26 protein-coding genes are annotated in these 26,134 nt (G+C 72.4%); 16 read left to right on the forward strand and 10 right to left on the reverse strand.

Annotation, left to right across the window (positions count from 1 at the left end; all coding sequences use genetic code 11):
* Positions 1 to 537: 537 nt before the first annotated feature.
* The 6 genes from HHX31_RS03150 to HHX31_RS03175 all read right to left on the reverse strand — a co-directional run bounded on the left by HHX31_RS03150 (position 538) and on the right by HHX31_RS03175 (position 6,255).
* Positions 538 to 1,140: a UbiX family flavin prenyltransferase gene (locus tag HHX31_RS03150; RefSeq protein ID WP_211589170.1), complete on the reverse strand. Its 603-nt coding sequence runs from the start codon at positions 1,138 to 1,140 to the stop codon at positions 538 to 540.
* Entirely contained in the window at positions 1,137 to 1,976 is an 840-nt protein-coding gene (locus tag HHX31_RS03155; protein WP_169944784.1) for an ABC transporter permease, read from the reverse strand. The genes HHX31_RS03150 and HHX31_RS03155 overlap by 4 nt, the downstream gene beginning before the upstream one ends.
* A complete protein-coding gene (locus tag HHX31_RS03160; RefSeq protein WP_169944786.1) occupies positions 1,973 to 2,773 on the reverse strand; it encodes an ABC transporter ATP-binding protein in 801 nt (266 codons plus the stop codon). The genes HHX31_RS03155 and HHX31_RS03160 overlap by 4 nt, the downstream gene beginning before the upstream one ends.
* Positions 2,770 to 3,810 carry an ABC transporter substrate-binding protein gene (locus HHX31_RS03165; protein WP_169944788.1) on the reverse strand — a complete coding sequence of 347 codons (1,041 nt, stop codon included), beginning with the start codon at positions 3,808 to 3,810 and terminating at the stop codon, positions 2,770 to 2,772. The genes HHX31_RS03160 and HHX31_RS03165 overlap by 4 nt, the downstream gene beginning before the upstream one ends.
* The gene (locus HHX31_RS03170; RefSeq protein ID WP_169944790.1) at positions 3,807 to 5,300 is read right to left on the reverse strand and encodes a UbiD family decarboxylase; all 1,494 of its coding nucleotides are present in this window, start codon (positions 5,298 to 5,300) and stop codon (positions 3,807 to 3,809) included. The genes HHX31_RS03165 and HHX31_RS03170 overlap by 4 nt, the downstream gene beginning before the upstream one ends.
* 196 nt (positions 5,301 to 5,496) lie before the next feature.
* Positions 5,497 to 6,255, reverse strand: coding sequence for an IclR family transcriptional regulator (locus HHX31_RS03175; protein WP_169944792.1), 759 nt, complete (start codon positions 6,253 to 6,255; stop codon positions 5,497 to 5,499).
* Between the two features lie 148 nt (positions 6,256 to 6,403).
* Here HHX31_RS03175 and HHX31_RS03180 point away from each other — a divergent pair, with 148 nt between their 5' ends.
* Both HHX31_RS03180 and HHX31_RS03185 read left to right on the forward strand, forming a co-directional pair.
* The gene (locus tag HHX31_RS03180; RefSeq protein WP_169944794.1) at positions 6,404 to 7,678 is read left to right on the forward strand and encodes a flavin-dependent oxidoreductase; all 1,275 of its coding nucleotides are present in this window, start codon (positions 6,404 to 6,406) and stop codon (positions 7,676 to 7,678) included.
* Positions 7,679 to 7,724: 46 nt separating this feature from the next.
* A complete protein-coding gene (locus HHX31_RS03185; protein WP_169944796.1) occupies positions 7,725 to 8,000 on the forward strand; it encodes a DUF4031 domain-containing protein in 276 nt (91 codons plus the stop codon).
* Here the strand turns inward: HHX31_RS03185 and HHX31_RS03190 are convergent.
* The gene (locus tag HHX31_RS03190; RefSeq protein WP_249345354.1) at positions 7,993 to 8,700 is read right to left on the reverse strand and encodes a metal-dependent phosphohydrolase; all 708 of its coding nucleotides are present in this window, start codon (positions 8,698 to 8,700) and stop codon (positions 7,993 to 7,995) included. The genes HHX31_RS03185 and HHX31_RS03190 overlap by 8 nt on opposite strands.
* A gap of 56 nt (positions 8,701 to 8,756) precedes the next feature.
* Here HHX31_RS03190 and HHX31_RS03195 point away from each other — a divergent pair, with 56 nt between their 5' ends.
* The 11 genes from HHX31_RS03195 (at position 8,757) to HHX31_RS03245 (ending at position 18,301) form a co-directional block, all read left to right on the forward strand.
* Positions 8,757 to 9,659, forward strand: a complete 903-nt coding sequence (locus tag HHX31_RS03195; protein ID WP_169944798.1) for a MoxR family ATPase — start codon at positions 8,757 to 8,759, stop codon at positions 9,657 to 9,659.
* Positions 9,652 to 10,797 (forward strand): VWA domain-containing protein, encoded by a 1,146-nt coding sequence (locus tag HHX31_RS03200; RefSeq protein ID WP_169944800.1) that lies wholly within the window; start codon positions 9,652 to 9,654, stop codon positions 10,795 to 10,797. Before HHX31_RS03195 ends, HHX31_RS03200 begins: the two co-directional genes overlap by 8 nt.
* Positions 10,790 to 11,890 (forward strand): XdhC/CoxI family protein, encoded by a 1,101-nt coding sequence (locus HHX31_RS03205; RefSeq protein ID WP_169944801.1) that lies wholly within the window; start codon positions 10,790 to 10,792, stop codon positions 11,888 to 11,890. Before HHX31_RS03200 ends, HHX31_RS03205 begins: the two co-directional genes overlap by 8 nt.
* On the forward strand, positions 11,887 to 12,462 hold the full coding sequence (locus HHX31_RS03210) for an NTP transferase domain-containing protein (protein ID WP_169944803.1): 576 nt from the start codon (positions 11,887 to 11,889) through the stop codon (positions 12,460 to 12,462). The genes HHX31_RS03205 and HHX31_RS03210 overlap by 4 nt, the downstream gene beginning before the upstream one ends.
* 108 nt (positions 12,463 to 12,570) lie before the next feature.
* Positions 12,571 to 13,605, forward strand: a complete 1,035-nt coding sequence (locus HHX31_RS03215; RefSeq protein WP_169944805.1) for an LLM class F420-dependent oxidoreductase — start codon at positions 12,571 to 12,573, stop codon at positions 13,603 to 13,605.
* 39 nt (positions 13,606 to 13,644) lie between these two features.
* On the forward strand, positions 13,645 to 14,706 hold the full coding sequence (locus HHX31_RS03220) for an aminopeptidase P family protein (RefSeq protein WP_169944807.1): 1,062 nt from the start codon (positions 13,645 to 13,647) through the stop codon (positions 14,704 to 14,706).
* A gap of 25 nt (positions 14,707 to 14,731) precedes the next feature.
* Positions 14,732 to 15,292, forward strand: a complete 561-nt coding sequence (efp, locus tag HHX31_RS03225) for an elongation factor P (RefSeq protein ID WP_169944809.1) — start codon at positions 14,732 to 14,734, stop codon at positions 15,290 to 15,292.
* A 1-nt stretch (position 15,293) separates the two neighbouring features.
* Positions 15,294 to 15,704, forward strand: a complete 411-nt coding sequence (gene nusB, locus HHX31_RS03230) for a transcription antitermination factor NusB (protein ID WP_169944811.1) — start codon at positions 15,294 to 15,296, stop codon at positions 15,702 to 15,704.
* A 56-nt stretch (positions 15,705 to 15,760) separates the two neighbouring features.
* Positions 15,761 to 16,483 carry a methyltransferase domain-containing protein gene (locus HHX31_RS03235; protein WP_169944813.1) on the forward strand — a complete coding sequence of 241 codons (723 nt, stop codon included), beginning with the start codon at positions 15,761 to 15,763 and terminating at the stop codon, positions 16,481 to 16,483.
* A gap of 42 nt (positions 16,484 to 16,525) precedes the next feature.
* Positions 16,526 to 17,770 (forward strand): DNA polymerase IV, encoded by a 1,245-nt coding sequence (locus HHX31_RS03240; RefSeq protein ID WP_169944815.1) that lies wholly within the window; start codon positions 16,526 to 16,528, stop codon positions 17,768 to 17,770.
* 147 nt (positions 17,771 to 17,917) lie between these two features.
* Positions 17,918 to 18,301 carry a DUF3040 domain-containing protein gene (locus HHX31_RS03245; RefSeq protein WP_169944817.1) on the forward strand — a complete coding sequence of 128 codons (384 nt, stop codon included), beginning with the start codon at positions 17,918 to 17,920 and terminating at the stop codon, positions 18,299 to 18,301.
* A gap of 103 nt (positions 18,302 to 18,404) precedes the next feature.
* Here HHX31_RS03245 and HHX31_RS03250 read toward each other — a convergent pair whose 3' ends face one another.
* The 3 genes from HHX31_RS03250 to HHX31_RS03260 are packed head-to-tail and all read right to left on the reverse strand — an operon-like array spanning position 18,405 to position 23,148.
* Complete coding sequence (locus HHX31_RS03250; RefSeq protein WP_169944819.1) at positions 18,405 to 20,852, reverse strand: DUF3488 and transglutaminase-like domain-containing protein; 2,448 nt, start codon at positions 20,850 to 20,852, stop codon at positions 18,405 to 18,407.
* A gap of 34 nt (positions 20,853 to 20,886) precedes the next feature.
* Positions 20,887 to 22,140 carry a DUF58 domain-containing protein gene (locus HHX31_RS03255; protein WP_169944821.1) on the reverse strand — a complete coding sequence of 418 codons (1,254 nt, stop codon included), beginning with the start codon at positions 22,138 to 22,140 and terminating at the stop codon, positions 20,887 to 20,889.
* 27 nt (positions 22,141 to 22,167) lie between these two features.
* A complete protein-coding gene (locus tag HHX31_RS03260; protein WP_169944823.1) occupies positions 22,168 to 23,148 on the reverse strand; it encodes a MoxR family ATPase in 981 nt (326 codons plus the stop codon).
* A gap of 499 nt (positions 23,149 to 23,647) precedes the next feature.
* On the opposite strand from HHX31_RS03260, the gene mraZ reads away from it, so the two are divergent.
* The 3 genes from mraZ to HHX31_RS03275 all read left to right on the forward strand — a co-directional run bounded on the left by mraZ (position 23,648) and on the right by HHX31_RS03275 (position 26,029).
* Positions 23,648 to 24,079 (forward strand): division/cell wall cluster transcriptional repressor MraZ, encoded by a 432-nt coding sequence (gene mraZ / locus HHX31_RS03265; protein ID WP_030509042.1) that lies wholly within the window; start codon positions 23,648 to 23,650, stop codon positions 24,077 to 24,079.
* A 283-nt stretch (positions 24,080 to 24,362) separates the two neighbouring features.
* A complete protein-coding gene (rsmH, locus tag HHX31_RS03270; RefSeq protein ID WP_169944825.1) occupies positions 24,363 to 25,286 on the forward strand; it encodes a 16S rRNA (cytosine(1402)-N(4))-methyltransferase RsmH in 924 nt (307 codons plus the stop codon).
* Positions 25,283 to 26,029: a hypothetical protein gene (locus HHX31_RS03275; protein WP_169944827.1), complete on the forward strand. Its 747-nt coding sequence runs from the start codon at positions 25,283 to 25,285 to the stop codon at positions 26,027 to 26,029. Before rsmH ends, HHX31_RS03275 begins: the two co-directional genes overlap by 4 nt.
* The last annotated feature ends 105 nt before the right edge of the window (positions 26,030 to 26,134 follow it).

Genomic DNA, 26,134 nt, shown 5'->3' on the forward strand with positions numbered 1-26,134 from the left:
TGGACGGACGGGGACTTGGGCGCCGCCTCACGATTCCCGGGAGGCGTGCCGTCGTTCACCGATCCACCTCCATGGCCGGATGGGGATTCGCACCGGATTCCTCCGATGGCGGCCGGCGGGCTGGACGCCCCCCGGAAGTAATTCGGACAATAGGGGATGAATAGCTCGATCCGCCGCATCGCGGCCCGATCGGAGGGGAGAAGGACCATGCGAGGTGGGCGACTCAGCGTGATCTTAGGTTCGGCGCTGCTCAGCACGATCGCGTTGTGGCCTGCGGCGGCGTCGGCGTCGGCGATCCCGGGCACCGGTGACGCGGCGGTCGCGCGGGCGGCGGCCGGCGGTTCGTACACGAAGCCGAAGCCGCCCAAGTGCACCTACCGATGCACGAACCACCGCAAGTACAAATGCTGTCCCAAGTGCACCCGAGTAAAGGGGAAGTGCTGAGGGGACTTCCGGCCATGGCGGTCCGCGGGGATTCACCGTGACCGCCATTCGCCGGCCGGCGACCGAATGTGACCGGCGCGGTGTTTCCGCCGGTCACATTCGCTTGCTTGTGTGAGAGGCGGGCGTCCCCTCCCACGGCGGCGCTCCTGGGACATGCACGCCGATCAGCGAAAGCGCCCTGGCCACGATGTGGTCCACCACGTCGTCCAGCGACTCGGGAGCGGAGTAGAAGGCCGGCATCGGGGGCGCGATGATGGCGCCGATCTCGGTCGCGGTGACCATCGCCCGCAGGTGACCGAGATGCAGTGGCGTCTCGCGCACGCACAGAACGAGCCGCCGGCGCTCCTTGAGCGTCACGTCGGCGGCCCGCACCAGCAGGTTCTCCGACACCCCCGCGGCGATGGCGCCCAGCGTCTTGACGCTGCACGGGATCACGATCATCGCGTCCACCGGGTAGGAGCCGGACGCGATGGACGCGCCGATGTCGCGGAAGTTGTGCACGACCTCGGCGTCGAACTCGGCCTCCGGCATCTCGTACGCGGCCGTGCGCCGGGCGGAGGGGCTGACGACGAGATGCCGCTCCACCCCCGCGGCGCCGAGCAGTTGCAGTGTCCGTACGGCCAGGGCCGTCCCGGTCGCGCCGGACACGCCCACGACGACCCGGCGCGGCGCGCCCTGGATGATAGGGGTGCTCAACGCGTACCTCCGGCGATCGACCTGTTCCAGGGTGCCAGTCGCCGCTCCAGCAGGCCGATCAGCCCGGTCAGGGCGACCGCGGCGGCCATCAGCACGACGACGGCGGCGAACATCCGGTCGGGCTGGAAGCTGTGCCCGGCGTCCACGATGACCCCGCCCAGCCCGCCGATGGCGGTGAAGAACTCGGCGATCACGATGCCGACCACGGCCTTGCCGATGCCGATGCGCAACCCGGTCATGATCGACGGGATGACGGACGGGAGCACGATCTGGCCGAGGATGCGCGGCTGGGAGGCGGAGAAGGCGGTGCCGACCTCGATGAGGGTGCGGGGCACGTTCTGCACGCCGTTCCAGGTGTTGATGGCGATGGCGAAGACCGTCATGGTCATCACCATCGCGGCCTTGACGGCGAAGCCCAGGCCGAACCAGAGCATGAAGACGGGGGTGAGGGCGATCATCGGCATGGCGTAGCCCGCGATGACCAGCCAGCCGATCGCCGCCTCGACCACCCGGAACCGGCCGATCAGCAGGCCGAGGGGCACCCCCGCGACGATGGCCAGCACGTAGCCGGCCAGGAAGGGCTGGGCGCTCTCCCACACCGCCGTGAGCAGCGTGCCGTCCCCGATCATGCCGATCAGGGCCTTGAGCACGGCGCTGGGCGGCGCGGCCAGGATGGGGTCGACCCGCCGGGCAGCGAGTTCCCAGACGACCAGCATGACGACCACGCCGGCGGCGGTGACGAGGCGGTCGCGGCCGCCGCGGCGCTGGGAACGGATCTTCCTGGACAGGGCGGTCTCGTCGTCGACGGTAGCCGCCTCGTCTATCAGAGCGGTCATGCGGAGACTCCATCCTGCTGCCGGATCTCGCGGCCGTGCACGAGTTGCAGCAGCTCGTGGCGGCGTCGGGCGAACTCCGCGGAGTCGCGGCGCTCGTCCAGGGACGTGGAGCGGCCGAAGGCGGTGTCGAGCACGGCATGCACCCGGCCGGGGTCGGGCACGAGGGTGACCACGCGGTCGGCGAGCAGCACGGACTCGTCGATGTCGTGACTGACGAAGACGATGGTCTTGCCGGTCCGCTCGTGGATCTCCAGCAGCTCGGCCTGCATCTTCTCCCTGGTCTGCGCGTCGAGCGCGGAGAAGGGCTCGTCCATGAGCAGCACGGCGGGGTCGATGGCGAGCGCGCGGGCGATGCCGACCCGCTGGCGCATGCCGCCGGACAGCTCGTGGGGCCGGCGGCCCGCGGCGTTCGTCAGCCCGACCAGCTCGATCGCCCGCTCGGCGGCCGCTCGCCGCTCCGCCTTGGGCAGGCCGCGGGCCTCCAGGCCGAACTCGACGTTGGCGAGCGCGGTGCGCCAGGGCAGCAGTTCCGCGTTCTGGAAGACGATGCCGCGGTCCGGCCCGCAGCCGCGCACCGGCTCGCCCTCCACCTTCACGGTGCCGGAGGTCGGGTGCTCCAGGCCCATGATGATCCGCAGCAGCGTGGTCTTGCCGCACCCGCTGCGCCCGGTGAGGGCCACGATCTCCGAGCGGCGCACCTGGAACGTCACGTCCCGCAGCGCCTGCACTTCGCGGCCCTTGTCGTCGACGAAGGTCTTGGACACGCCCCGTACGTCCACCGCCAGGTCGTCGCTCATCGGGCGTCTCCGTAGTAGTTCGAGGGAACCTCGCCGATCTCGCCGATGGCCTTCTGGCGGTAGCCGTCGTCCACCATCGGGTCCACCGGGATCGCCTTCTGGGTGATCCCGAGCTTCACCTGGAGGTCGGCGAGGTACTTGATCTGCTTGACCGGGATCTCGCCGTTCATGGCCAGGTAGCCGCCGTCGTGGAACTCCTTGTACGTCTCGGAGACCATGGGGTCGTCCGCCTTGACGTTGAGCGTCTTGGCGGCCAGCGCCTGCGCCTCGTCGGCGTGGCCGTCGGCGTACCGGATGCCCTCCACGAGGCCGGCGATGAGGCCGGTGACCGCGGCGCCCTTGCCCTGGAGCACGTCGTCCCTGGTGATCAGCGCGTACCTGGGGAAGTCGGGCACGACGTCCTTGGCCCGGCCGAGCAGCTTGACGCCGTCCTTGGCGGCCTGCGCCGTGTAGTCCAGCGGCGCGGAGGCGGCCTGGACCTGCCCGGAGACCACCGCCTTGTACCGGTCGGAGGAACCGCCCGAGTTGACGAGCTTCACCGAGGACGGATCGACGGACGACTGGAGCATCATGGCCTTGGCGACCACCGCCGGCAGACCCGTCGGGGTGGAGATGGCGAGCGTGGCGCCGGACAGGGCGGACAGGGAGGCCAGGTCGCTCTTGCCGTAGACGGCGTAGTTCTGGCCGGGCATGGTCGACCCGACGAACTTCAGCTTCGCGCCCTTCTGCGCCGCGAGCAGCGCCTCGCTCGGGTTGCCCTGGATCACGTCCACCTGCTTGGACAGCAGCGCGGGGAATGCCTGCTGGGCGCTCTTCAGCTGGACGACCTCGACCTTGACACCGTGCTTGGCGAAGAAGTCCTTCTCCTGGGCCATCAGCAGGTAGCCGGAGTCGGCGCCCGGCTCGTAGATGCCGTAGGTGATGGTGGCCCCGTCGCCGCCCGCGGAGGCGGCGGTGTCGTCACCGCCGCACGCGGTGACGCCGAGGGACAGGGAGGCGGTCACCGCGACGATGGCGGCCAGGCGCAGCCTGATCATTGTGCTTCCTCCGGTTGCTGCGTTCGGGGGGACGGGGAGCCGAGACGCGCCAGGACGTCGGCGAACTTGCTCGCGACCCGGTCGCGCAGTTCCGGGCTCGCCTCGGCGACGGGCGGGAAGTCCTTGAGGCGGTCGTACGGGCGGACGGCCGTGATGACGGCCCGCGAGTTGTGCGTCTGGCCGTGCGGGATGCGCGGGTCGAGCGGCCCGCTCCACGCCCTGCGGATGATCTCGATGTCGTCCGCGGGGTCGCAGCGGGTGGACATGGCCCACAGCACGTCGAACATGTCGGTCGGGTCGATGTCCTCGTCCACCACGACGACGAAGCGGCCGAGGTAGGAGCCGGACTGGCAGGACGCGGCGAGCAGCCCGGCCTGCTTGGCGTGGCCGTCGTAGGCCTGCTTGATCGAGATGACGTTGAACAGGCGGGCCGCTCCCGCCTCGTGGCACCAGACGCCCTGCACGCCCGAGAGCCCGGCCCGCTCGACCTCGTCCCAGATCATCCCCGACTTCATCACGCACTTGCTGTAGGAGAAGTTGGAGGGGGGCCTGATCGGGGAGGCGACCGTCACGATGGGGTCGTCGCGGTGGTAGATCCGGCGGATCCGCACCACCGGCTGGTCCGAGCGTCCGCCGGCGTAGTAGCCGGTGAACTCGCCGAAAGGACCCTCGGGCGCGACATCGCCCGGGTACATCTCACCCTCCAGGACCAGCTCGGCCCTGGCGGGCATCGGCAGCCCGTGAAGCTCGGAGGCCACCACCTCGAACGGCCGGCCGCGGTGCCCGCCCGCGTAGTCGTACTCGGAAAGGCCGTAACGCAGTTCGTTGCCCGACGCCAGGAAGAGCAGCGGATCGTGGCCGCAGGAGATCAGGACCGGGCAGGGCTCGCCGCGGGAGAAGTACTTCTCCCTGATCTGCCTGCCCTGCTTGCCGGGGGACATCCACAGGCCCACCCGGTCGGGGCCGTGCACCATGACCCGGTAGGTGCCGATGTTGACCCAGCCGTCGTCGGGGTCGCGCATGATGACGAGGTCGTCGGTGCCGATGTACCGGCCGCCGTCCCGCTCGTGCAGGAGGGGCGCGACCAGCGAGGTCACGTCCACCTCGTCGTCGCGCAGGATGTTCTCCACCACCGGGCCGTCGTCCACGGTGACCGGCGGGATGGGCTCGTGGGTCTTCATCCGGTCCCGGTACGCGCGCACGACGTCGAGGGGATGACCGGGCGCCGGGAGGCCGAGGGTGAGGGCGAGCCGCTCGGCGGAGTTGGTGGCGCCGGAGAAGGCGCGGTGGCCGGGCTTGGCGCCCACGAGGTCGTCGAACAGGACGGCGGGGCCGCCCTCGCCGCCGCGGTGGGCGATGAGCTCGATGAGGGTGCCGAGTTCGAGGTGCGGGTCGACCCCGCCGAGCCGCACCAGCTGACCCGACCGGTCGATCCGATCGATCAGCTCGCGCAGGTCGGCGTGCGGGCCGTCGTAGTCGTTGTAGCTCACCGGCGCCGCCCGCGCGAAGGCACGCCAAAGTGACCCCTTTTATGCTGAATCATGAGATTTACCCGTCTAATGGCACAGCGTCCGGATCGACCGGTTCGTTGCCAGAAGTTACGGCGGGTTTTCACAAAAGGGAATCACACGCACATAGATTCTTCACAGCAGAACAAACGGCGAGTGCCGCTGGGTGGTCAGGTGGTCACAGGTCCTGGCTGATGCCCTCGGCGGCGGCGCGCAGCATGGGGAGCATCATGTGCAGGTTGCCGTGGGTCATGCGCTGGTGGGGCAGGCTGACCGCGAGCGCGGCGAGCGCGCGGCCAAGGTGGTCGCGCACGCAGACGGCCACCGCGTCGAGCCCGGCCGCGCTCTCCTCGTGATTCACTCCGTAGCCCAGGTCGCGCACACTGCGCAACTCCGTGCGCAGGGCGTCGGGGTCGGTGATGGTGCGGTCGGTGACCCGGGTGAGGCCGTCGGGGAAGAGTGCGAGCACCTCCTCGTCGGGCAGTTCAGCGAGCAGGACCTTACCGCCCGACGTGCTGTGCGCGGGCAGCAGCGTGCCGGTGCGCGACGACACCCGCAGCGGCCGGTCGCCCTCCACCCCGTCGATGAACCGGGCGCCGTTGCCCTCCAGCACGATCAGGTTGACCGTCTCGCGCAACTCGGCCGCCAGCCACTCCATGTGCCGTCTGGCCTTGCGCCGCACGTCGAGTTCGCCCACCGCGGTCAGCCCTATCTCCACCACGACCCGGCCGGCGCGGTACGCCCTCGTGACGCGGTCCTGGGCGACGAACCCGCGGTGGGTCAGCGTGAGCAGCAGCCGGTGGGCCGTGGAGCGGGCGACGTCTAGCTCCTCGCTGACGTCGGTGACCCGCACCTCCCCCCGGTCTCTGATCATGAGCAGGATGAGCAGCGCTTTGTCCACCGACGCGATGGCGTATGGGGGGAGGGAGTCAGGCATGGTGTTCTGTATAGCAGAAAAATCAGGTCATATTCGTCTGTAGCAAGGAACACGATGGCACCATGTGCTCGGCGCCGGGACCAGGCGCCGCTGCCGGCGACGGCCCATCCCCCCTGACGGCCCAACAGCACAGAAGCCAGGAGTCCTCATGCCGCAACGGTTCCCCGATTCCGCCAGCCCTCCGGCCGAGGAACAGGTCCTCATCGTCGGCGCCGGCATCGCCGGGCTGGTGCTCGCGCTCGAACTGCACGACGCCGGAATCGGCTGCCGCGTCTACGAGGCCGTGCCCGATCTCGGCGCGCTGGGCGTGGGCATCAACCTGCTGCCCCACTCCACCCGCGTACTGCACCGGCTCGGCCTCGGCGACGCGCTGGCCGAGGCCGGCGTCGTCACCATGGAGTCGGTGTTCTTCAACCGCTTCGGCCAGCTCATCTACCGGGAGCCGTCCGGCAGGTACGCGGGGTACGAGCACCCGCAGTACTCCATCCACCGCGGCGACCTGCAGGCGGTCCTGCTCGCGGCGGTGCGGGAGCGGCTCGGCGCGGACGCCGTGGTGCTCGGTCACCGCTGCGTCGGAGCCGAGCAGGACGAGAACGGCGTGACCGCCCGCTTCACCGGCCCCGGCGGCGAGCCGCTGCCCTCCGTACGGGGACGGGTGCTGGTCGGCTGCGACGGCATCCACTCGGCGCTGCGCAAACAGCTCCACCCGGACGAGGGCGAGCCGCGTTACTCCGGCATCAACATGTGGCGGGGCGTCAGCGTGGGCCGTCCGTTCCTGTCCGGGGCCAGCATGGTGCGGGCCGGCTGGATCGACCGCGGCAAGCTGGTCGCCTATCCGATCAGGAACCTGCCCGGCGGCGACCAGCTCGTCAACTGGGTCGTCGAGATCCAGACCCCGCACCACCTGCGACGCGACTGGAACCGGCGCGGCGAGCTGGAGGACTTCATCGGGCACTTCGAGGACTGGCACTTCGACTGGCTCGACGCGCCGGCGATGATGCGGGCCTCCGAGACCGTCCTGGAGTACCCGATGGTCGACCAGGACCCCCTGGACCACTGGAGCGAGGGGCGGATCACCCTGCTCGGCGACGCCGCCCACCCGATGGTGCCGCGCGGCTCCAACGGCGCCGGCCAGGCGATCCTGGACGCCGAGGCGCTCCGCCACCACCTGAGCGGCACGGGGGACCCGGTGGCCGCGTTGCGCGCGTACGAGGCGGAACGGCTGCCGGCGACCGCGCGGGTGGTCCTCGCCAACCGGAGCGTGCCACCGGACGTGATCATCCGTGAGGTGTGGGAGCGGACCGGCGACCGGCCGTTCGAATCCATCGACGATGTGATCAAGGCGGAGGAGCTGGCCGCGATGTCCCAGAGGTACAAGGAGATCGCGGGCTACTCGGCCGAGGCCCTGCGCGGCGGCCGCTGAGCCGGGCGCCGCGGGTTATGCTCGCTCCCGGACACGGGAGGGGCGCATGGGGGTGCTGATCGACCGGCCGAACTGGCCGGGACCCCGCGGGCTGCTGTGGTCCCACCTGGTCAGCGACTCCTCGCTGGAGGAGCTGCACGAGTTCGCCCGCCTGCTCGGGGTGCCCGCGCGGGCCTTCGACCGGGACCACTACGACGTGCCGGAGACGGTCTACGGCCGGGCCGTGGCCCTAGGGGCGGAAGCCGTCGGCAGCCAGGAGCTGGTGCGCCGTCTGCGCGAGTCCGGCCTGCGCAGGCCGAAGACCCGTTCGAGATCTACATAGTAAAGGCGCTCGCTCGCGCGCCGCTCCGGAGGCGGGCCAGCTCCGCCGCGAGGTTCTCCCGCGCCCGCCGCTCCCACAGCTCGCGGCCCACGGGAGTGCCGAACAGGCGCGGTTTGCCGAGCAGCCCCCGCAGCACCGCGGCCCGCCCTGCCACGAAGGCGTCGTCGGGCACGTGCCGGTACTCCTCGCGCACGGCCCTCGTGTACGCCTCGTACGCGCCGGGCGGCGCCGCGAGGATCGCCAGGTCGGCGTCGCACAGGACGGCCGCGTTCGCGTCGCCGGGATCATAGGTGTGCCCCGCCGTCAGCCGCACCAGCCGGGCGACCTCCCGCACGCGTGCCGCGGGCAGGCCGCAGGCGGGCAGCCGGGCCTGGGCGAGCTGGGCGCCGCGCTCCTCGTCCCATCCAGGACGCCCGTCGTATACGGCGTCGTGGAACCACGCGGCGAGCCGTACGGCGTCGGCGTCCTCCGCCAGGGCGGCGAGCGGCTCGATCGCGGCCAGGACCGCACGCAGGTGAGCCGTCGTGTGGTAGCGCCGGTGCGGCTCCGCCCAGCGGGCGGCCAGTTCGGCGGCGAGGGCCCGCCCGCCGGGCGAGTCCGTGAGGCAACCGGGCCTGGGCAGGCTGCGGTCGTCAGGGCTGCGGTCGTCAAGGTTCCGGTCGTCAGGGCTCCGTTCGAAATGGCGCGCTTCGTCGGTCATGCGGCGAACCCTACGGGCCCCATGCCCCCAGGGAGGTGTTTGAGTAGCCTGTCCGTGTGCTGCGGCGGACGACCACGATCTCGGGCATCGACGCGCCGGCGACGCTGGCGGAGCTGCTCGACCACCACGACTACCTGGCCGACGACGGCGTGACGACGGCGGCCTATCTCGCGCTGAAGATGGGACGGCCGCTCTTCCTCGAGGGCGAGGCGGGCGTCGGCAAGACCGAGCTGGCCAAGACGCTCGCGGCGATCCTGGACGCGCCGCTGATCAGGCTGCAGTGCCACGAGGGCCTCGACGCCGCCCAGGCCATGTACGACTGGGACTTCCCGCGCCAGCTCCTGCACCTCAAGGCGGCGGAGGCGGCCGGCGCCGCCGACGTCGCGGCGCTGGAGGGCGAGATCTACGACCGGCGGTTCCTCATCGCCAGGCCTCTGCTGCGGGCCCTGGAGACGCAGCCCAGCGTGCTGCTCGTCGACGAGATCGACCGGGCCGACGACGAGTTCGAGGCGTTCCTGCTCGAGGTGCTGTCGGACTTCACGATCTCTGTGCCGGAGCTCGGGACGATCAGTGCGGCGACGCCGCCGGTCGTCGTCCTGACCTCCAACCGCACCCGCGAGGTGCACGACGCGCTCAAACGGCGCTGCCTCTACCACTGGCTTGAGCACCCCGGGTTCGACCGGGAGGTGACCATCCTGCGGCGGCGGCTGCCCGGGTGCGCCGAGCGGCTCGCGGCGGACGTGGCGCGGGCGGCGGGCCGGATGCGCGAGGCGGGCCTGCTCAAGCCGCCGGGCATCGCCGAGACCCTCGACTGGACCGAGGCGCTGCTCACACTCGGCGCGGTGGAGCTCGACCCCGCCCTGGCTGACGCCACGCTGGGCGCGGTGCTCAAACACCGGGAGGACCAGGAGACCGCGCGGGCCATGGGGCTGCTCACGCCGGGCGGCGGGCGTGGCTGACGGTCTCGCCGCGCTCGCCGGGTTCGCCCGGGCGTTGCGGGCGGCCGGGGTGGCGGCCGACCACTACCGCACCCGGAGCTTCCTCACCGCGCTCGGCCATCTCGACGCCGCCGACGGGCGGGACGTCTACTGGGCGGGACGTCTCACCCTGTGCGCCGGGCCCGACGACCTGCCCCGTTACGACCGCTGCTTCGCCGCCTACTTCTCCGCCGGCACTCCCGCCGCCCCGCGCCGCGTGCGCGCGACGACCGTGTCCGTGACCCGCCCGGTGGCCACGCCGTACGGCACGGGGGAGTCGCCGGGGACGGACGAGCCGGGCGCGCCCCCGGCCACCGCGAGCGAGACGGAGGTGCTGCGGCACCGGGACGTGGCGCGGATGAGCGAGGCGGAACGCCGGGAGGTGCACCGGCTGCTCGCGCTGCTGCGGGGCGCGCGGCAGCCGCGCAGGTCGCGGCGGTACCGCCCGTCGTCCCACCGCGGCGCGACCGACGCGCGGCGCACCGTCAGGGAGGTGCTGCGGCACGGCGGCGAGCCCGCCGGGCTGCGCAGGCGCGTGCGCGGGGAGCGGCCGCGGCGGGTCGTCATGGTCGTGGACGTCAGCGGCTCGATGGCCGCCTACGCCGACACGCTGCTGCGCTTCGCCCACGCGCTGGTCCGCGCGGAGCCGAGGGCGACCGAGGTGTTCAGCGCGGGGACCCGGCTCACCAGGGTCACCGCCGCGCTCCGCCACCGCGACCCCGGTCTCGCCATGGACGCGTGCTCGGCGGCCATCCCCGACTGGAGCGGCGGCACCCGGCTGGGGGAGGAGGTGCGGGCGCTGCTGCGCCTGCCCGATCCCCGCGGCGCCATCGTCGTGATCGCCTCCGACGGGTGGGAGCGCGGCCCGGCCCACCTGCTGGGCGCGCAGATGGCCCGGCTGTCCCGGCTGGCCCGCCGCGTCGTGTGGGTCAACCCGCACAAGGGCGACCCGGCGTACGTGCCGCTGACCGCGGGCATCCGCGCGGCGCTGCCGCACGTCGACGACTTCGTCGCCGGGCATAGCCTGGCCGCGTACGAGGAACTGGCCGCACTGCTGGCCGGTGAACGTCCCGTACGGACCGGTGAGCGTCCCGTACGGAGGGGAGAGGCCGATGCGTGACGTGCTGGACCAGATGCTGGGCTGGTGGGAGGAAGGGCGGCGGTTCGGCCTCGCCACCGTCGTCGGCACCTTCCGCAGCGCGCCGCGGCCGCCGGGCGCGGCCATGGCCGTCCTCGACGGCGAGGTGGTGGGCAGCGTCTCCGGCGGGTGCGTCGAGGGCGCGGTCTACGAGCTCGCCGCGCAGGTCATCGCCACGGGTACGCCCGTGCTGCAGCGGTACGGCGTGAGCGACGACGACGCCTTCGCGGTCGGCCTGACCTGCGGCGGGATCATCGACGTGTTCGTGGAGCCGGTCTCCGCGCGGGACTATCCGGAGCTGGGGGAGGTCGTCGCGGACGTCGCCGCGCGGCGTCCGGTGGCCGTGGCCACGATCGTCGAGGGCCCAGGCCGCGTGGGGGCGCGCCGCGTGGTCTGGCCGGACCGGGCGGCGGGCTCGCTCGGCTCGGCCAGGCTCGACGACGCGGTGGACGACGACGTGCGCGGCATGCTCGCGCAGGGCCTGACCGGCGTGCGGCGCTACGGCCCCGAGGGGGAGCGGCGGCTCGACGACCTGCGGGTGTTCGTGCGGTCGTTCGCGCCGTCGCCGCGCATGCTGGTCTTCGGCGCGATCGACTTCGCCGCCGCAGTCGCGAGGATCGGGCGCTTCCTCGGCTACCACGTGGTGGTGTGCGACGCGCGGCCGGTCTTCGCCACGGCCAAGCGGTTCCCCGAGGCCGACGAGGTCGTGGTGGCCTGGCCGCACGACTACCTGGCGGCGGCCGAGATCGACGAGCGCACCGCGATCTGCGTGCTCACCCACGACCCGAAGTTCGACGTGCCGCTGCTGGAGGTGGCCCTGCGCACCCCCGCGGCGTACGTCGGGGCGATGGGGTCGCGGCGCACGCACGGGGACCGGCTGGCGCGGCTGCGCGAGGCCGGCCTGTCGGAGGACGAGCTGGCCAGGCTGCGGTCGCCGATCGGGCTCGACCTGGGGGCGCGCACGCCGGAGGAGACGGCCGTGTCGATCGCGGCCGAGCTGATCCAGCTCCGCTGGGGCGGCAGCGGCAGGCCGCTGACCGAGACGTCGGGACGCATCCACGGCGACGGCCCGTGACCGGCGCGGCGGTCGCCGGGCTGCTGCTGGCCGCCGGGGGCGGCAGCAGGTTCGGCGGTCCGAAGGCGCTGGTGGAGTTCGAGGGGGAGCGGCTGGCCGACCGGGGCGTGCGGACGCTCGCCGAGGGCGGGTGCCGGCCGGTGCTGGTGGTGCTCGGCGCCGCCGACGTTCCGGTCGCGGGCGCGGTCGTCGTGCGCAACCCCGGCTGGGCGGCCGGGATGGGCTCGTCGCTGCGGGCCGGGCTGCGCGCGCTGCCGCCGGACGCCGCCGCGGTCGTCGTCGCGCTGGCCGACCAGCCGCTGGTGCGGCCGGAGGCGGTGCGCCGGCTGATCGCCGCGTTCTGGGCGGGCGCCCGCGTCGCGGTCGCGGCGTACGGCGGAGCGCCCCGCAACCCGGTGCTGATCGCGCGCGAGCATCTGGCGGAGGTGGCCGCGCTCGCCGAGGGCGACGTGGGCGCGCGTCCCTTCCTGCGCGCGCACCCGGAGCTGGTGACGCCCGTGCCCTGCGACGACGCGGGCGACCCGGTGGACGTCGACACCCCCGCCGACCTGCGGCGGCTCCACGAGCGGTGATCCGCCGCCGCTCGGCGGTGGTCACGGCCCCTCCACGTCGTTAGCCTTGGACAGCCGGATACGGAACATCATTCGGTTACTGGGCGGTTCAGGCGGAAGGACAAGCGGATGCGGATCGGGATGGCCCTCAACTACGCGGGGGGCTTCAAGGAGACCGTCGCCGAGCTGGCGGACTACGAGAAGGCCGGGCTCGACATCGTGTTCGTGGCCGAGGCCTACAGCTTCGACGCCGTCAGCCAGCTCGGTTACATCGCCGCGAGGACCGAGCGGCTGCAGATCGCCTCCGGAATCCTGCCGATCTACTCCCGCACCCCGGCCCTGCTGGCCATGACGGCCGCCGGTCTCGACTACGTCTCCGACGGGCGGTTCACGCTCGGCATCGGCGCCTCGGGGCCGCAGGTGATCGAGGGTTTCCACGGCGTGCCGTACACCGCCCCGCTGGGCCGCACCCGCGAGGTGATCGAGATCTGCCGCAAGGTCTGGCGGCGCGAGCGGCTGGAGTACTCGGGCAAGCACTACACGCTGCCCATGGAGGGCGGCACCGGCCTCGGCAAGCCGCTCAAGCTCATCAACCACCCCGTGCGCGAGCGCGTGCCGATCGTGGTGGCGGCCATCGGGCCGAAGAACGTGGAGCTCGCCGCCGAGCTGGCCGAGGGCTGGGAGCCGATCTTCTTCATGCCGGAGAAGGCCGGCGACGTGTGGGGCGAGTCCCTGGCCGCCGGGCGGGCGCGCAGGGATCCCGCGCTCGGCGAGCTGGACGTGATCGCGCAGGCGGTGCTCGCGATCGGCGACGACGTCGAAGGCGTGCTGGAGCTGGGCCGCTCCATGGCCGCCCTCTACATCGGCGGCATGGGCGCGAAGGGCAGGAACTTCTACAACGACCTCGCCCGGCGCTACGGGTACGAGAAGGAGGCCGAACAGATCCAGGAGCTCTACCTGGAGGGCAGGAAGAAGGAGGCCGAGGCGCTCGTGCCCAGGGAACTGCTTGAGCGCATGTCCCTGGTCGGCCCGGAGGGCCACGTCAGGGAGCGGCTGGCCGCGATGCGCGAGGCCGGGGTCACCACGCTCAACGTCGCCCCCATGGCCCGCACCCACGAGGAGCGCGTCGCGCTCATCGAGAAGATCAAGGACATGGCCGCCTGAGCGTCATGAGGGCCGCCGCGTGGGCGTAGAGTCCGGGGCGTGACGCACGCATATCGCCGCGCGCGGCTGGCCGCGGCACTCTCCGAGCACGACGCGGCGGCCGTCCTGGTCACCTGGCCGGTCAACATCCGTTACCTGACCGGCCTGACCAGCTCCAACGCCGCCGTGCTCGTCACCGCGGCGGGCGAGGCCGCGCTCGCCACCGACTCGCGCTACGTGGAGACGGCCCGGGCCGTGTGCGAGGGCGTGGAGGTGATCGAGGACCGCGACGTCGCGGGGGTCCTGCTCGGGCGCGTGCCGGACGGGGCGCGGGTCGCGGTGGAGGCCGACCACATGTCCATCGGGCAGTTCGGGCGGCTCGCCGCCGCCCGCACCGGTCTCCTTCCGGTGCCCGGCCTCGTGGAGGCCGTCAGAGCCGTGAAGGACGAGGAGGAGATCGCGGCGCTGCGCCGCGCCTGCGCGATCACCGACGAGGCGTTCTCCCTCGTGATCGAGCGCATCGTCCCCGGAGCCACCGAGAGACGGGTCGCCCGGTGGCTGGAGGCCGTCATGGTCGATCTCGGCGCGGACAAGCCGGCCTTCGACTCCATCGTGGCGAGCGGCCCCAACGGCTCGATCCCGCACCACTCGCCCTCCGACCGGCCGATCGAGCGGGGCGACCTGGTGACCATGGACTTCGGCGCCCGGTACGACGGCTATCACGCCGACATGACCCGCACGGTCGCCGTGGGCCCGCCCGCCCCGTGGCAGCGCGACCTCTACGAGCTCGTACGGCGGGCCCAGCGCGCGGGCAGGCACGCCGTACGGGCGGGGGCGTCCCCGCACGAGGTGGACGCCGCGGCCCGCACGGTGATAGCGGACGCGGGACACGCGGAGCGGTTCGGGCACGGCCTGGGCCACGGCGTGGGCCTGGAGATCCACGAGCTGCCGTTCCTGGGCCCCGGCAGGACCGGTAGACTAGAGGATCGAGTTCCGATCACCGTCGAGCCGGGGGTGTATCTCCCGGGCAGGGGCGGTGTGCGCATCGAGGACACGCTGGTCACGCGTGGTGACGGGCCGGAGCTTCTCACACTGACCACCAAGGAGCTGCTCGTCCTCTAGGGCAGCCGCACGCGGGAGACGCTACGTGGCGACGACGAACGACCTGAAGAACGGACTCGTGCTCAAGCTCGACGATGGGCAGCTGTGGACCGTTGTCGAGTTCCAGCACGTCAAGCCGGGTAAGGGCGGCGCGTTCGTCCGCACCAAGCTGAAGAACGTGCTGTCCGGGAAGGTCGTGGACAAGACCTTCAACGCCGGCGTGAAGGTCGACGTGGCGAACGTCGACAAGCGGGACATGCAGTACTCCTACCTCGACGGCGACGACTTCGTCTTCATGGACACCGAGACCTACGACATGGTCAACATCGCCAGGTCCGTGGTCGGCTCCGCCGCCAACTACATGCTGGAGAACATGACGGCGACCGTCGCCTTCAACGAGGGCAACCCGCTGTACGTCGACCTCCCGGCGGCCGTCGAGCTGACGATCGCGCAGACCGACCCGGGCCTGCAGGGCGACCGCTCCACCGGCGGCACCAAGCCCGCGACGCTGGAGACCGGCGCGGAGATCAAGGTCCCGCTCTTCATCACGACCGGTGAGAAGGTCAAGGTCGACACTCGCACCGGCGAGTACCTCGGTCGGGCCTGACGTGTCGGCCCGGGGGAAGGCCCGCCGCCGCGCGCTGGACATCCTCTTCGAGGCCGAGGCCCGGCAGGTGAGCCCGCTCAGCGTGCTCGCCGAGCGGGTGGAGCGGTCCGACCCACCCGTCAACGAGTACACCTCCTTCCTCGTCGAGGGCGTCTTCCGGCACCTGGAGCGCATCGACGAGCTGATCTCGACGTACGCCGAGGGCTGGACGCTCGAGCGCATGCCGGCCGTCGACCGCAACATCCTGCGCGCCGGGACGTACGAGATGCTCTGGTCGGAGGAGGTCCCGGAGGGCGTCGTCATCAGCGAGTGGGTGCATCTGGCCGCGGAGCTGTCGACCGACGAGTCGCCGCAGTTCGTCAACGGCCTGCTGGCCCGCTTCAAGCAGCTCAAGCCCTCGCTTTCGCTCTGAACCCGACCGCCTCGGCACCGGCCGGCGGACCGACAGCCCCGACAGGGAGGCCGCAAGTGCGTGACGCCACACGCCGCGCCGTCGTCTGGGAGGCGCTGCGCGCGCTCCTGGCCGGGCGGACGGCAGCCACCGGGCGCGACACGCTCCACATCGTGGACGCGGGCGGCGGCACCGGCGGCTTCGCCGTGCCGCTGGCCACGCTCGGGCACGTCGTCACCGTGGTCGACCCGACGCCCGACTCGCTGGCCGCGCTGGAGCGCCGCGCCGCCGAGACGGGTGTCGGCGTGAAGGGCCTGCAGGGCGACGCGGCCGATCTCGGCGACCTGATCGAGCCCGGCAGCGCCGACCTGGTGCTGTGCCACAGCGTGCTGGAGTACGTCGAGGACCCGGCCGGCGCGCTCGGCGCGGTCCACGGCGTCCTGCGGCCGGGCGGCGCGGTGAGCGTGCTCGCGGCCAACTCGGTCGCCGCGGCCCTGCACCGTTCACTGGCCGGCCACTTCGACGAGGCGCGCCGGGTGCTGTCGGACCCGGCGGGCCGCTGGGGCGACCGCGACCCCACGCCGCGCCGCTTCTCCAGGGAGACGCTGAGCGCGCTGCTTGAGGCGGCCGGGTTCTCCGTCGGAGACGTGCACGGCGTGCGGATCTTCGCCGACCTGGTCCCCGGCATGCTCGCCGAGAGCGACCCCGACGGCCTGGCCGCGCTGGAGCGGGCGGCGGCGACCCACCCCGTGCTCCGCGACGTCGCCACCCAGATCCACGTCATCGCACACCGAGAGTAGAAACGATGTTCGGGTAGCGCGGTGCTCGGGTAGGGTGACCTCATGTCCCGGAACCAGCTGCTGCCTCGGGATCCCTCGCCTCCGCCGGACGGGCCGGTCGACGACAGCGGCTGCCCGATCCTGCACGTGGACATGGACGCCTTCTACGCCAGCGTCGAACTGCTCGACCACCCGGAGCTGCGGGGCTCCCCGGTCATCGTCGGCGCCACGGGCGCCCGCGGCGTGGTGCTCAGCGCCACCTACGAGGCGCGCAGGTTCGGGGTCCACTCGGCGATGCCGATGACCCGGGCCCGGCGCGTCTGCCCGCAGGCCACCGTCATCCCGCCCCGCCACGCCAAGTACGCCGAGGTGTCCCGCGGCGTCATGGAGATCTTCCAGTCGATCACCCCAGAGGTGGAGCCGATCGCGTCCGACGAGGCGTTCCTCGACGTCGGGGGAGCCCGCCGCAGGCTGGGCGGCCCCGCGGCCATCGGTGCGATGATCCGCGCCCAGGTCGCGGAGCGGTACGGCATCACCTGCTCGGTGGGGGTGGCGAGCACGAAGTTCGTGGCCAAGCTCGCCTCGCGCCAGTGCAAGCCGGACGGCCTGCTCGTGGTCCCGGCGGACCGGGTCGTGGCGTTCCTGCACCCGCTGCCCGTGGCCGCCCTGTGGGGCGTGGGGGAGCGCACCGAGCAGGCCCTCGTACGGCTCGGCATCCGCACGGTGGGAGATCTGGCCCAGGTGCCGGTTTCGACGCTCCAGCGCGAGTTCGGCGCGCTCGGCGCGCACCTGGCGGCCCTGGCCTGGGGCCGCGACGAGCGCCGGGTGGTGCCGCACGCGCCCGACAAGAGCATCGGCAACGAGGAGACGTTCCCGCACGACGTCGACGACCCCGAGACGATCAGGCGCGAACTGCTGCGGCTGTCGGAGCGGGTCGCCGCCCGGTTGCGGGCCGGCGGGCACGTCGGCCGCACGGTCAGCGTGAAACTCCGCCGATCCGACTTCACGACCATCACCAGGTCGCGTACGCTGCGCGAGGCGACCGACGTCGCGAAGGAGATTTTCGACACATCATGCGAGCTCTACGAGGCCGCCGGGCTGGAGCGGGTACGGCTGCGGCTGGTCGGCGTGCGTGTGGAGAACCTGGTCCCGGCCGCCGCGGCGACCCACCAGATGGGCCTGGGCGAGCGGGAGACCGGCTGGCGGGAGGCCGAACGGGCCATGGACCGGGCGGCCCGCCGGTTCGGTCCTGGGGCCGTGAAGCCGGCGTCGCTTGTTCGCCGTCCGTTTGGTCCAATAGGTCTATGACGTCACCTCCGGTTTGGACCGCGTTGGACGTTTTCTTTCGCCTACGTCTGAGGCCTCGTATTCTGGGGATAACCGACCGCGAGGTTCGGACACCCCGTGTCGTCCGTTGCCGTCTTCCCCTGAATGGGGCCGTCCTTGGGAGGCGCCGTGCCGCTGTCTGAGCACGAGCAGCGCTTGCTCGACCAGATCGAGCAGGCCCTCTATGCCGAGGACCCGAAGTGGGCCAACACCGTACGGATCAGCAATCCGCGCAGCCACTACAAGCGCCGCCTGGTGAAGGCCTCCATAGGCTTCGCACTCGGCGTGGTCCTGCTGATGGTCGGCGTCGTCGCGGCTCAGATCTGGCTCGGTGCCGCCGGCTTCGTGGTCATGCTGGCGACCTGCCTGTGGGGCCTGTCGAGCTGGAAACGCATGAGCGGCTTCGGCGACTCCCCACCGGCAGCCAACGAGCGCGGCACCCGCCGCCCGCAGCGGCAGAGCTTCATGGAGCGCATGGAAGAGCGCTGGCGCCGCCGCCACGACGAGCACTGATCCCCTTGTGAGCCACCGCCGGTGGGTCCGCGAAGCGGGCCCACCGGTCGTATGCGCCAGGCGGTCTTCTCCCCATGCGGCCGGCACCGGGGTGCCGGCCGCGTCAGCGACGGGCGCCGCCGGTCATGACCCGGTCGTCCTCCGAGCCGGTGGGGCGCTCGAACCCCGTGGTGGTCCCGCCTGCCTGCGGCGTCTCCCCGCGGCCCCGCCGCCCGGCGGTCCAGAGCCGGGGCCGCAGTCCCTCCATCCGGTCGAACACGTCGAGCACGCCCTCGCCGGCCTTTCGCAGCCGCAGCAGGACGGACATCGGGACCAGCACGGCGCCCAGGCGCCGCCATCGTGAGGCATTCGACGCCAGATCGCGCCTGATGCGGCGCAGGTCCGCGGGGGCGGGCCCCGACGCCGAGGGCGCGGGAGCGTACCTGAGCCGTTCCTCCGAGGTGACGACGCGGGTGAGCGACTCGGCGGCCTGCGGCCCGAGTTCGTACCGCTCGGCGATGCGGCGGCCGAGCGCGCGCGGCGTCTCGCCCGGCTCCCCGGCCATGCCGAGGTCGGTGAGGATGTCGCGCAGTTCCGCCCAGGCGGCGTGGCCCCCCGCGGCCGGCCGCGTCAGCCGGGCCAGACGCCGGCGGCGCACCAGGAGCCGCGCGGCGGCGGGCAGCGACAGCAGCGCGAGCACGGCGAGGGCGCCGATCCCGAACGTGACGACCGCGGGCGTGCCCGGGTCGGCCGCGACGGCCGTGCCGTCGATGTCGCGGTCGAGCTGACGCGGGTTGGGCCGGGCCGGTCCCGCGCTCTGGCCGCTGTCGTCCTCCTCCGACGTCGGTCCCTCGGACGGGCCGGAGGTGGGCTCGGCCGTGGGCGTGATGGGCAGCGAGTACGACGGCACCCGGGCCGTGCCCTGGCCGCCCGCCCCCGCGGGGGTGGGCTCGAACCGCAGCCAGCCGATGCCGTCGAAGAACAGCTCGGGCCAGGCGTGCGCGTCGTGGGTGCGGACCGTCCACACGTCACCGATCTTGGTGCCGCCGGTGTAACCGATCGACACGCGCGCGGGGATGCCGAGCAGACGCGCCATCACGGCCATCGCCCCGGCGAACTGCTCGCAGTAGCCCCTGCGGTCGCGCAGCAGGAACCGGGACAGCGCCTGCGCGCCGGAACCGGACGCGCGCAGGTCGTAGGTGAACCGGCCGTCCCCGGTGAACCACTCCTGGAGCTCGATCGCAGCCTCGTACGGCGTGGCCGCGTCGGCGGAGACCCGGCGCGCGAGCCCCTCCACCCGGGGGTCGAGCCCTTCGGGCAGTTGCAGGTAGCGCTCGCTGTCGGGGAGCGTCACCGCCGTGCGCAGCTCGGTCGTGGTGGGCTCGGGCTCCTCGCTGATCACCCGATACTCCAGCCCGGCCGCCTCGTTCTCGGTGGAGAAGACCATCAGCGAGGACCGGTCGGCGCGCCAGTCGCCGTCCACGTCGACCTGCCGGGCCGGGTACGGCAGCGGCAGGAAGTTGAGCTTGTCGATGTCCTCGCTCATCGCGACCCGCATCTCGGCCCGCCGCACCGACACCCCGGGACGCAGCCCTGGGGTGGGCGGCAGCGGCCCCTCCGACACGCGGTCCTCCGGGCGCCCGCGCAGCGGGGCCAGCGTCCACTTCGTCCCGTCGAAGATGTCGAGGGAGTAGATCCTCAGGTAACGCGGCTCGTCGTCGCTGCTGGTGTAGGTGAGCACGGTGCCGTTGCTCTGCTGCCTGAGCTGGCCGCCGAGCTTGGCGACGGCGTCGGGGATGCCGATGTTGCCGCCGCCACCGCCGAGGCCGTTGCCCACGCCGAAGCCGAACAGCGGGTCGGGGGTCAGCGCCGGCAGCGTCGCGGGCACCAGGATCGCCAGCGCGATCGCGGTGACGCCGATGCGCTTGCCCGACAGGGCGAGGCGTTCTGTGTCGGGGGCGGCGCCGCGCGCCGCGCCGGCGGAACGGCGCACCACCACGGCCCGGCCCCAGTGGCTCAGGCGCTCCCGCCCGTCGGTGACGAGCAGGCCGATGTAGCCGAACGCGGCGATGACGAACGCGGGCCACCCGATCGGGTCGGCCATCACCGCGGCGGGCACGGTGAACAGGGCGAGCAGCGGCAGCCCGGCCAGCGCCGCGCGGCGCAGCCGTACCGCGAAGACGTCCACGATCAGGGCGATCAGCGCCACGCCCGCCGCGGTGAGCAGCGTGATGCCGGGGTGTGGCGGCACCGGGGCGGCGTACCGCTGGATGTCCTCGAACCCGGTGCCGAGCAGTTCGCCGAGTCGTACGACCGAGTCCTTGGTCGGGATGACCCGGAGCCACGACTCGTCCGGCGTGAAGACGGCCGTCAGGTAGAACAGGACCGTGAAGGGCATCACCGCGGGCGCCACCCACGGACGGGCGGCCAGGCGGGAGGCCACCACCCCGGTCAGGGTGGTGACGAGGACCGCCCCCAGGCACGACCAGAACCACGACCCGCCCTCGAAGAGGGGATAAAGCGTGATCGTGACGGCCGCCGTGGCCAGCCCCGCCGCAACCGGCAGTTTCATGATTTTCACCTTCCGTCCCGCCGGACCGGCCGGGTCAGGCCGCGCTCCGCTTGCTGCCGGCCTCCGGCCACACGCCGGCGAGCGACGCGCCGGCGGGCAGGTCGAGCACCCGCCACCCGCCACCCGCCAGCACCGACCGCGCGGTCCGCGCGTTCTCCGCGGCGACGCCGTCCCAGGAGGCGTTCCCCGAGGCCTGGTCCCAGGACGCGAGGTCGAGCAGGACCGCGACGGCGGTCACGCCGGGGTGCCTGAGCCGGGCGAGGGTCCTGGCCTCCTCCGGGTCGAGCGCGCCGAGGACGGCGATGATCAGCCCGTCCCCGCCGCCCTGGCGCAGGGCGCCGATGCCGTGCTCCAGCGACCGCGCCGTGCTCTGCCGGATCACGGCGAGCGTGTCGAGCAGTGACCACGACTGGCCGCTGTCGACCACGTGCCGCGCGCCCTGGTCGGTGACCAGGCGCAGGGCGAGGCCCTCCGCCGACAGGTGCACGCCGATGGACGCGGCGGCCGAGACCGCCACCTCGAACGACGAGCGCGGTCCGTCGCCCCGGTGCGCGTGCCTGCGGGTGTCCAGCAGCAGCGCGCCCCGGCTCTGCCACTCCTGCTCCTCGCGCCTGACCATCAGCTCGCCGCGCCGCGCGGTCGAGCGCCAGTGCACCCGGCGCAGGTCGTCGCCCTGGCGGTACTCCCGGGGCGCCACGTCGTCGTCGCCCGCCGCCGCGACCGACCGCGTACGGCTCTCGCCGCCGCCGCTGTACTCGCCCGTCAGGCGCACCGGCGGGAGCGGCACCACCTCGGGGGTGACCACGAGCGTGTCGGTGGCGGTGAACGAGCGGGTCAGCTCCACCAGCCCGAACGGGTCGGCGATCCGCAGGGACAGCGGCCCGATCGGGAACCGCCCGCGCAGGTCGGAGCCCACCTTGTAGTCGATCTCCCGGACGCCGCGCGGCTCCATCCGGTCGAGGACGAACCTGGGCCGCGTGCCCAGCGTGTACCGCAGCGTGTCCTCCACCAGCAGCAGCCCGGTGGGCAGCCGGGTGACGTTCTCCAGGCGCAGCGTGACCGTGCTCTCCTCGCCGGTCTGCACCCGTGCGGGGCTGAGCCGCCGGGTGCACGACAGCCGGTATCGCGTGCGGGTCACGACCAGCGACGCGAGCAGCGGCATCGCGATGATCAGCACGGCCACGCGGAGCAGGTCCTGCTCCCCGAGCACGAGCGCGCACAGCAGAGCCGCCACGCCGGACGCGAGGAACGACCGCCCCCGCGGGGTCAGAGCCTTCAGCCCGATCATGGGCCCTCCGTCATTCGCTCGCGTCCGCTACTTGGCGTCGGGCACGGGAACGCGCCGCACCAGCTCGCTGACGATCTCCTCCGTGCGCAGGCGCTGGCCCTGCGCCTCCAGGCTGGGCAGCAGGCGGTGCGCCAGCACGGGAACGGCCAGGTCCTGCAGGTCGTCGGGGATCACGTAGTCGCGGCCGGCCAGCGCGGCGTGGGCCCGCGCGCCGCGCACCAGGTGGAGGGTCGCCCGGGGGGAGGCGCCCAGCCGCAGCTCGGGGGAGTGCCTGGTCGCCGTCACCAGGTCGACCGCGTAGCGCTTGACCGGCTGGGAGACGTAGACCGAGCGGACGGCCCTGATCAGCGCGGACACCTCGGCCGTCGTCGCGACCGGCTCCATCTTGTCCAGCGGCTGGGCGGCGCCGTGCACGTCGAGCATCTCCAGCTCGGCGGCCGGCTCCGGGTACCCCATGGCGATCTTGGCGGTGAAGCGGTCGCGCTGCGCCTCGGGGAGGGGATAGGTGCCCTCCATCTCGATCGGGTTCTGCGTCGCGATGACCATGAAGGGCGACTCCAGCGCGTACGTCGCGCCGTCGACGGTGACCTGGTGCTCCTCCATGCACTCGAGGAGGGCGGACTGCGTCTTGGGGGATGCGCGGTTGATCTCGTCGCCCACGACGATGTTGGCGAAGACCGGTCCCGGCTTGAACTCGAACTCCCGGGTCTGCTGGTTGTACGCGCTGACACCGGTGATGTCGCTCGGCAGCAGGTCGGGCGTGAACTGGACGCGCTTGACGGGACAGTCGATCGAACGGGCCAGCGCCTTGGCGAGCATCGTCTTGCCCACGCCTGGCACGTCCTCGATCAGCAGGTGGCCCTCCGCCAGGAGCACGGTGAGAGTAAGGCGGACGACGTCGCTCTTGCCCTCGATCACTGAGTCGATCGTGTTGCGGATCCGGTGAGCGGTGTCGACCAGATCATCGAGCAGGGCTGCCGCATCGGTGACGTCGGGAGTTACTGCCACCAGGCCTCCATGAGGGTGCGTCCCCGAGAATGGGGCGTTAAACGTTCCTTTTCCATTCTGTGTACCGACCCTATGTCCCCTGTGGTTCTAGGGCGACTTTGTCCGGAAATCCGGGTGAACTGCTCATAGTGTTGTGGCCACTCTTCCTGGTCGCGTTCCGTGCTCGTCCGAATACCGTGACATCCCGCCGCGCGCTGTGACCCGGAGATCGCGGTCCGTCCCCGCCGCGCTCCACTTCACTCCACCGGCCCTTCCTCCCGCCACGGGAACGCCGTGCGCGCCGGGGTTTCCGCGACGCCGACACGCCCGCGCGGGGGGCGGGGGGCCCCGCCGCGCCCCACTCCGGACCACCCCATTTCACCTGCGGAAACGCCGCCGATTTTGAATGCGGACACGCTCAGAATCAGTTGACGGTGGGGAGAAGTGGAGTATGGTGGTGCGCAGTGGAGGGCAGGGGCTAAAGCGCTGAGCGCTCCACAAGGCGCAGGAGGTGGGTCCGGTGTTCCTCGGCACCCACCACCCACGCCTAGACGACAAAGGACGGCTGTTCCTGCCGGCGAAGTATCGCGAGGAGCTGGCGGAGGGTCTGGTGATCACCAAAGGCCAGGAGCGCTGCCTCTACGTCTTCCCCGTAGAGGAGTTCCAGCGCATCACCGAGGCCCTGCGTACCGCTCCGGTGACGGCGAAGGCGGTACGCGACTACAGCCGCGTCTTCTTCGCGAGCGCGTCCGACGAGGTGCCGGACAAGCAAGGACGCATCACGATTCCCCAGACGCTGCGGCGTTACGCCGGGCTGGAACGTGACTGCGTGGTGATCGGCGCCAACACGCGACTGGAGATCTGGGACGCCCAGGCGTGGGACACCTATCTGGAGACTCAGGAGCAGGCCTTCTCCGATCTGTCGGAGGAGGTGTTGCCGGGAATCCTGTAGACCGGTCCTTACTTTTCGATCGATCGACCCGTCGGTGACGTTCGGCGAGGTCTCCACCCGCTCCCATCTGGCAGCTGATGCACCTTCCCCGGTGTCAGACGCCACGGACGGCGACGCGGATGGGGACCTGGCCGGACGGGTCGGTTCCCAGGGAACCGGCATGTGTGGGGGCCCGTTGGGTAGTCACCGGCGGCACAGCCGCGAATCCGCGAGAACTGCGGCGTAATGGGGGTTGGAAGCGTTGTCGTACGAGCCCGGTCAGCCGGGTGGTCACATTCCGGTCATGCTCGATCGCGTCCTGGAGTTGCTCGCTCCGGCGCTGACCGGACCGGAGCCGGTGGCCGTGGACGCCAATCTCGGGCTCGGCGGGCACGCCGAGGCGCTGCTGGCCGCCCATCCCCGCCTCCACCTCGTCGGCATCGACCGCGACCCCACCGCCATCGAGCGTTCCACCGCCCGGCTCGCGCCGTACGCGGACCGGATCACTCTGGTGCGCGCCGTCTCCGACGAACTTCCCGACGTGCTCCGTGCCGCGGGACGCCCCCGAGTGGACGCCGCGCTCTTCGACCTCGGCGTGTCCTCCCCTCAGCTCGACGAGGCCGAGCGCGGTTTCGCCTACTCCTACGACGCCCCCCTCGACATGCGGATGGACCGCGAGCAGGAGCTCACCGCGGAGCGCGTGGTGAACACCTACTCCGCCGCGGACATCACCCGCGTCCTGCGCGACTACGGCGAGGAGCGTTTCGCGGCCCGCGTCGCGAGCTTCATCGTCAGGGAGCGCGCCAAAGACCCCATCACCAGCACGAAACGGCTCGCCGAACTGGTCCGCGCGGCCATCCCCGCCGCGACGAGGCGGACCGGAGGCAACCCGGCCAAGAGAACGTTCCAGGCGTTGCGCATCGAGGTGAACGGAGAGCTCTCGGCGCTCGAGCACGCGCTCCCCGCCGCGCTCGACGCGCTGGCGCTGGGCGGGCGCGTGGTCGTGCTCGCCTACCACTCCCTGGAGGACCGGCTCACCAAGCGGGTCCTCGCGGCGCGAACCAGGGACACCAGTCCACCCGGGCTGCCGGTCTACCTGGAGGCTCACCAGCCCAGGTTCCGCCTTCTGACGAGGGGAGCGGAGCTCCCGGACGACGACGAGGTGACCCGCAACCCGCGGGCGGCCTCGGCCCGCTTGCGGGCGGCAGAGAGGATCCGCGAGGGATGAGGACAGAGCAGGAGAGCAGGAGGGCGACCGGCCGCGCGGCCGTGCCGCCCCGTGTTCCGCCCCGTGTGCCGGGCAGGGCCGCCGCCACCCCCGAGGAGCGCCGCGTCCGTCCCGGCGCGCCCGCCACCGGCGACGATCGCCGGCGCAAGGGCGCCCAGGCCGCGGGGCAGGGCGGCGCGCCCGCCGGATCCGTCACGGCCCCGAAGCGTGACGGCTCCCGGACGCGTACGGCCGGCCGCGCCACCCCCGGCACCGCAGGGTCCCGCGAGGCCGTGTCCCGCGAGGCCGTATCCCGCACGGCCACCCGTCCCGCGCCGCCTGGTGACGGCCGCACCGAGGTCGCACCCGCGCCACGGCGCGTCCGGCGCGCGGGCGCGGAAACCCGGCCCGCGGCGTCCGCGCGTGCCACAATGGCGCGGCGGGCGTTCCAGAGGCCCCCGCGTGCGCCGTTCGTGCTGCTCGTCGTGGGCCTCATGTGCGGCGGCCTGGTGACCCTCCTGCTGCTGAACGTGGTCCTCTCGCAGGACTCGTTCAGGCTGGGCGACCTGCAGTCGAGCATCGACGAGCTGCACGAGCAGGCCGCGGAGCAGGAGAACCAGCTCCGCCGGTGGACGCAGCCGGACGTGGTGGACGAGCAGGCCAGGGCGCAGGGCCTCGAGGAGGACACCACCGCGCCGAAGTTCATCGACGCGGGCGCCGCGGCGGCGCGGGAGCAGGCCCAGAAGGAGGGCACGGACCGGTGACAGACAGCGGCCGGAACCCGGGTCCCGGCCGCGGGGGTCCCAGCGGGCGAGGCGGCGGCCAGGGCCCGGGCGGTGACAGGAGGAGCCCCGGCTCCCCGGGACGGC

This window comes from Microbispora sp. H11081, assembly GCF_012999535.1.
GTDB lineage: Bacteria > Actinomycetota > Actinomycetes > Streptosporangiales > Streptosporangiaceae > Microbispora.

Bases quoted from the DNA above. Each gene is read 5' to 3' on its own strand.
- HHX31_RS03240 (WP_169944815.1), top strand. From the start codon at position 16,526: ATGTCCCGGAACCAGCTGCTGCCTCGGGATCCCTCGCCTCCGCCGGAC.
- rsmH (WP_169944825.1), top strand. From the start codon at position 24,363: ATGCTCGATCGCGTCCTGGAGTTGCTCGCTCCGGCGCTGACCGGACCG.
- HHX31_RS03185 (WP_169944796.1), top strand. From the start codon at position 7,725: ATGGGGGTGCTGATCGACCGGCCGAACTGGCCGGGACCCCGCGGGCTG.
- HHX31_RS03215 (WP_169944805.1), top strand. From the start codon at position 12,571: ATGCGGATCGGGATGGCCCTCAACTACGCGGGGGGCTTCAAGGAGACC.
- HHX31_RS03275 (WP_169944827.1), top strand. From the start codon at position 25,283: ATGAGGACAGAGCAGGAGAGCAGGAGGGCGACCGGCCGCGCGGCCGTG.
- HHX31_RS03205 (WP_169944801.1), top strand. From the start codon at position 10,790: ATGCGTGACGTGCTGGACCAGATGCTGGGCTGGTGGGAGGAAGGGCGG.
- HHX31_RS03190 (WP_249345354.1), bottom strand. From the start codon at position 8,700: ATGACCGACGAAGCGCGCCATTTCGAACGGAGCCCTGACGACCGGAAC.
- HHX31_RS03155 (WP_169944784.1), bottom strand. From the start codon at position 1,976: ATGACCGCTCTGATAGACGAGGCGGCTACCGTCGACGACGAGACCGCC.
- HHX31_RS03165 (WP_169944788.1), bottom strand. From the start codon at position 3,810: ATGATCAGGCTGCGCCTGGCCGCCATCGTCGCGGTGACCGCCTCCCTG.
- HHX31_RS03180 (WP_169944794.1), top strand. From the start codon at position 6,404: ATGCCGCAACGGTTCCCCGATTCCGCCAGCCCTCCGGCCGAGGAACAG.
- HHX31_RS03175 (WP_169944792.1), bottom strand. From the start codon at position 6,255: ATGCCTGACTCCCTCCCCCCATACGCCATCGCGTCGGTGGACAAAGCG.
- HHX31_RS03255 (WP_169944821.1), bottom strand. From the start codon at position 22,140: ATGATCGGGCTGAAGGCTCTGACCCCGCGGGGGCGGTCGTTCCTCGCG.
- HHX31_RS03160 (WP_169944786.1), bottom strand. From the start codon at position 2,773: ATGAGCGACGACCTGGCGGTGGACGTACGGGGCGTGTCCAAGACCTTC.
- HHX31_RS03250 (WP_169944819.1), bottom strand. From the start codon at position 20,852: ATGAAACTGCCGGTTGCGGCGGGGCTGGCCACGGCGGCCGTCACGATC.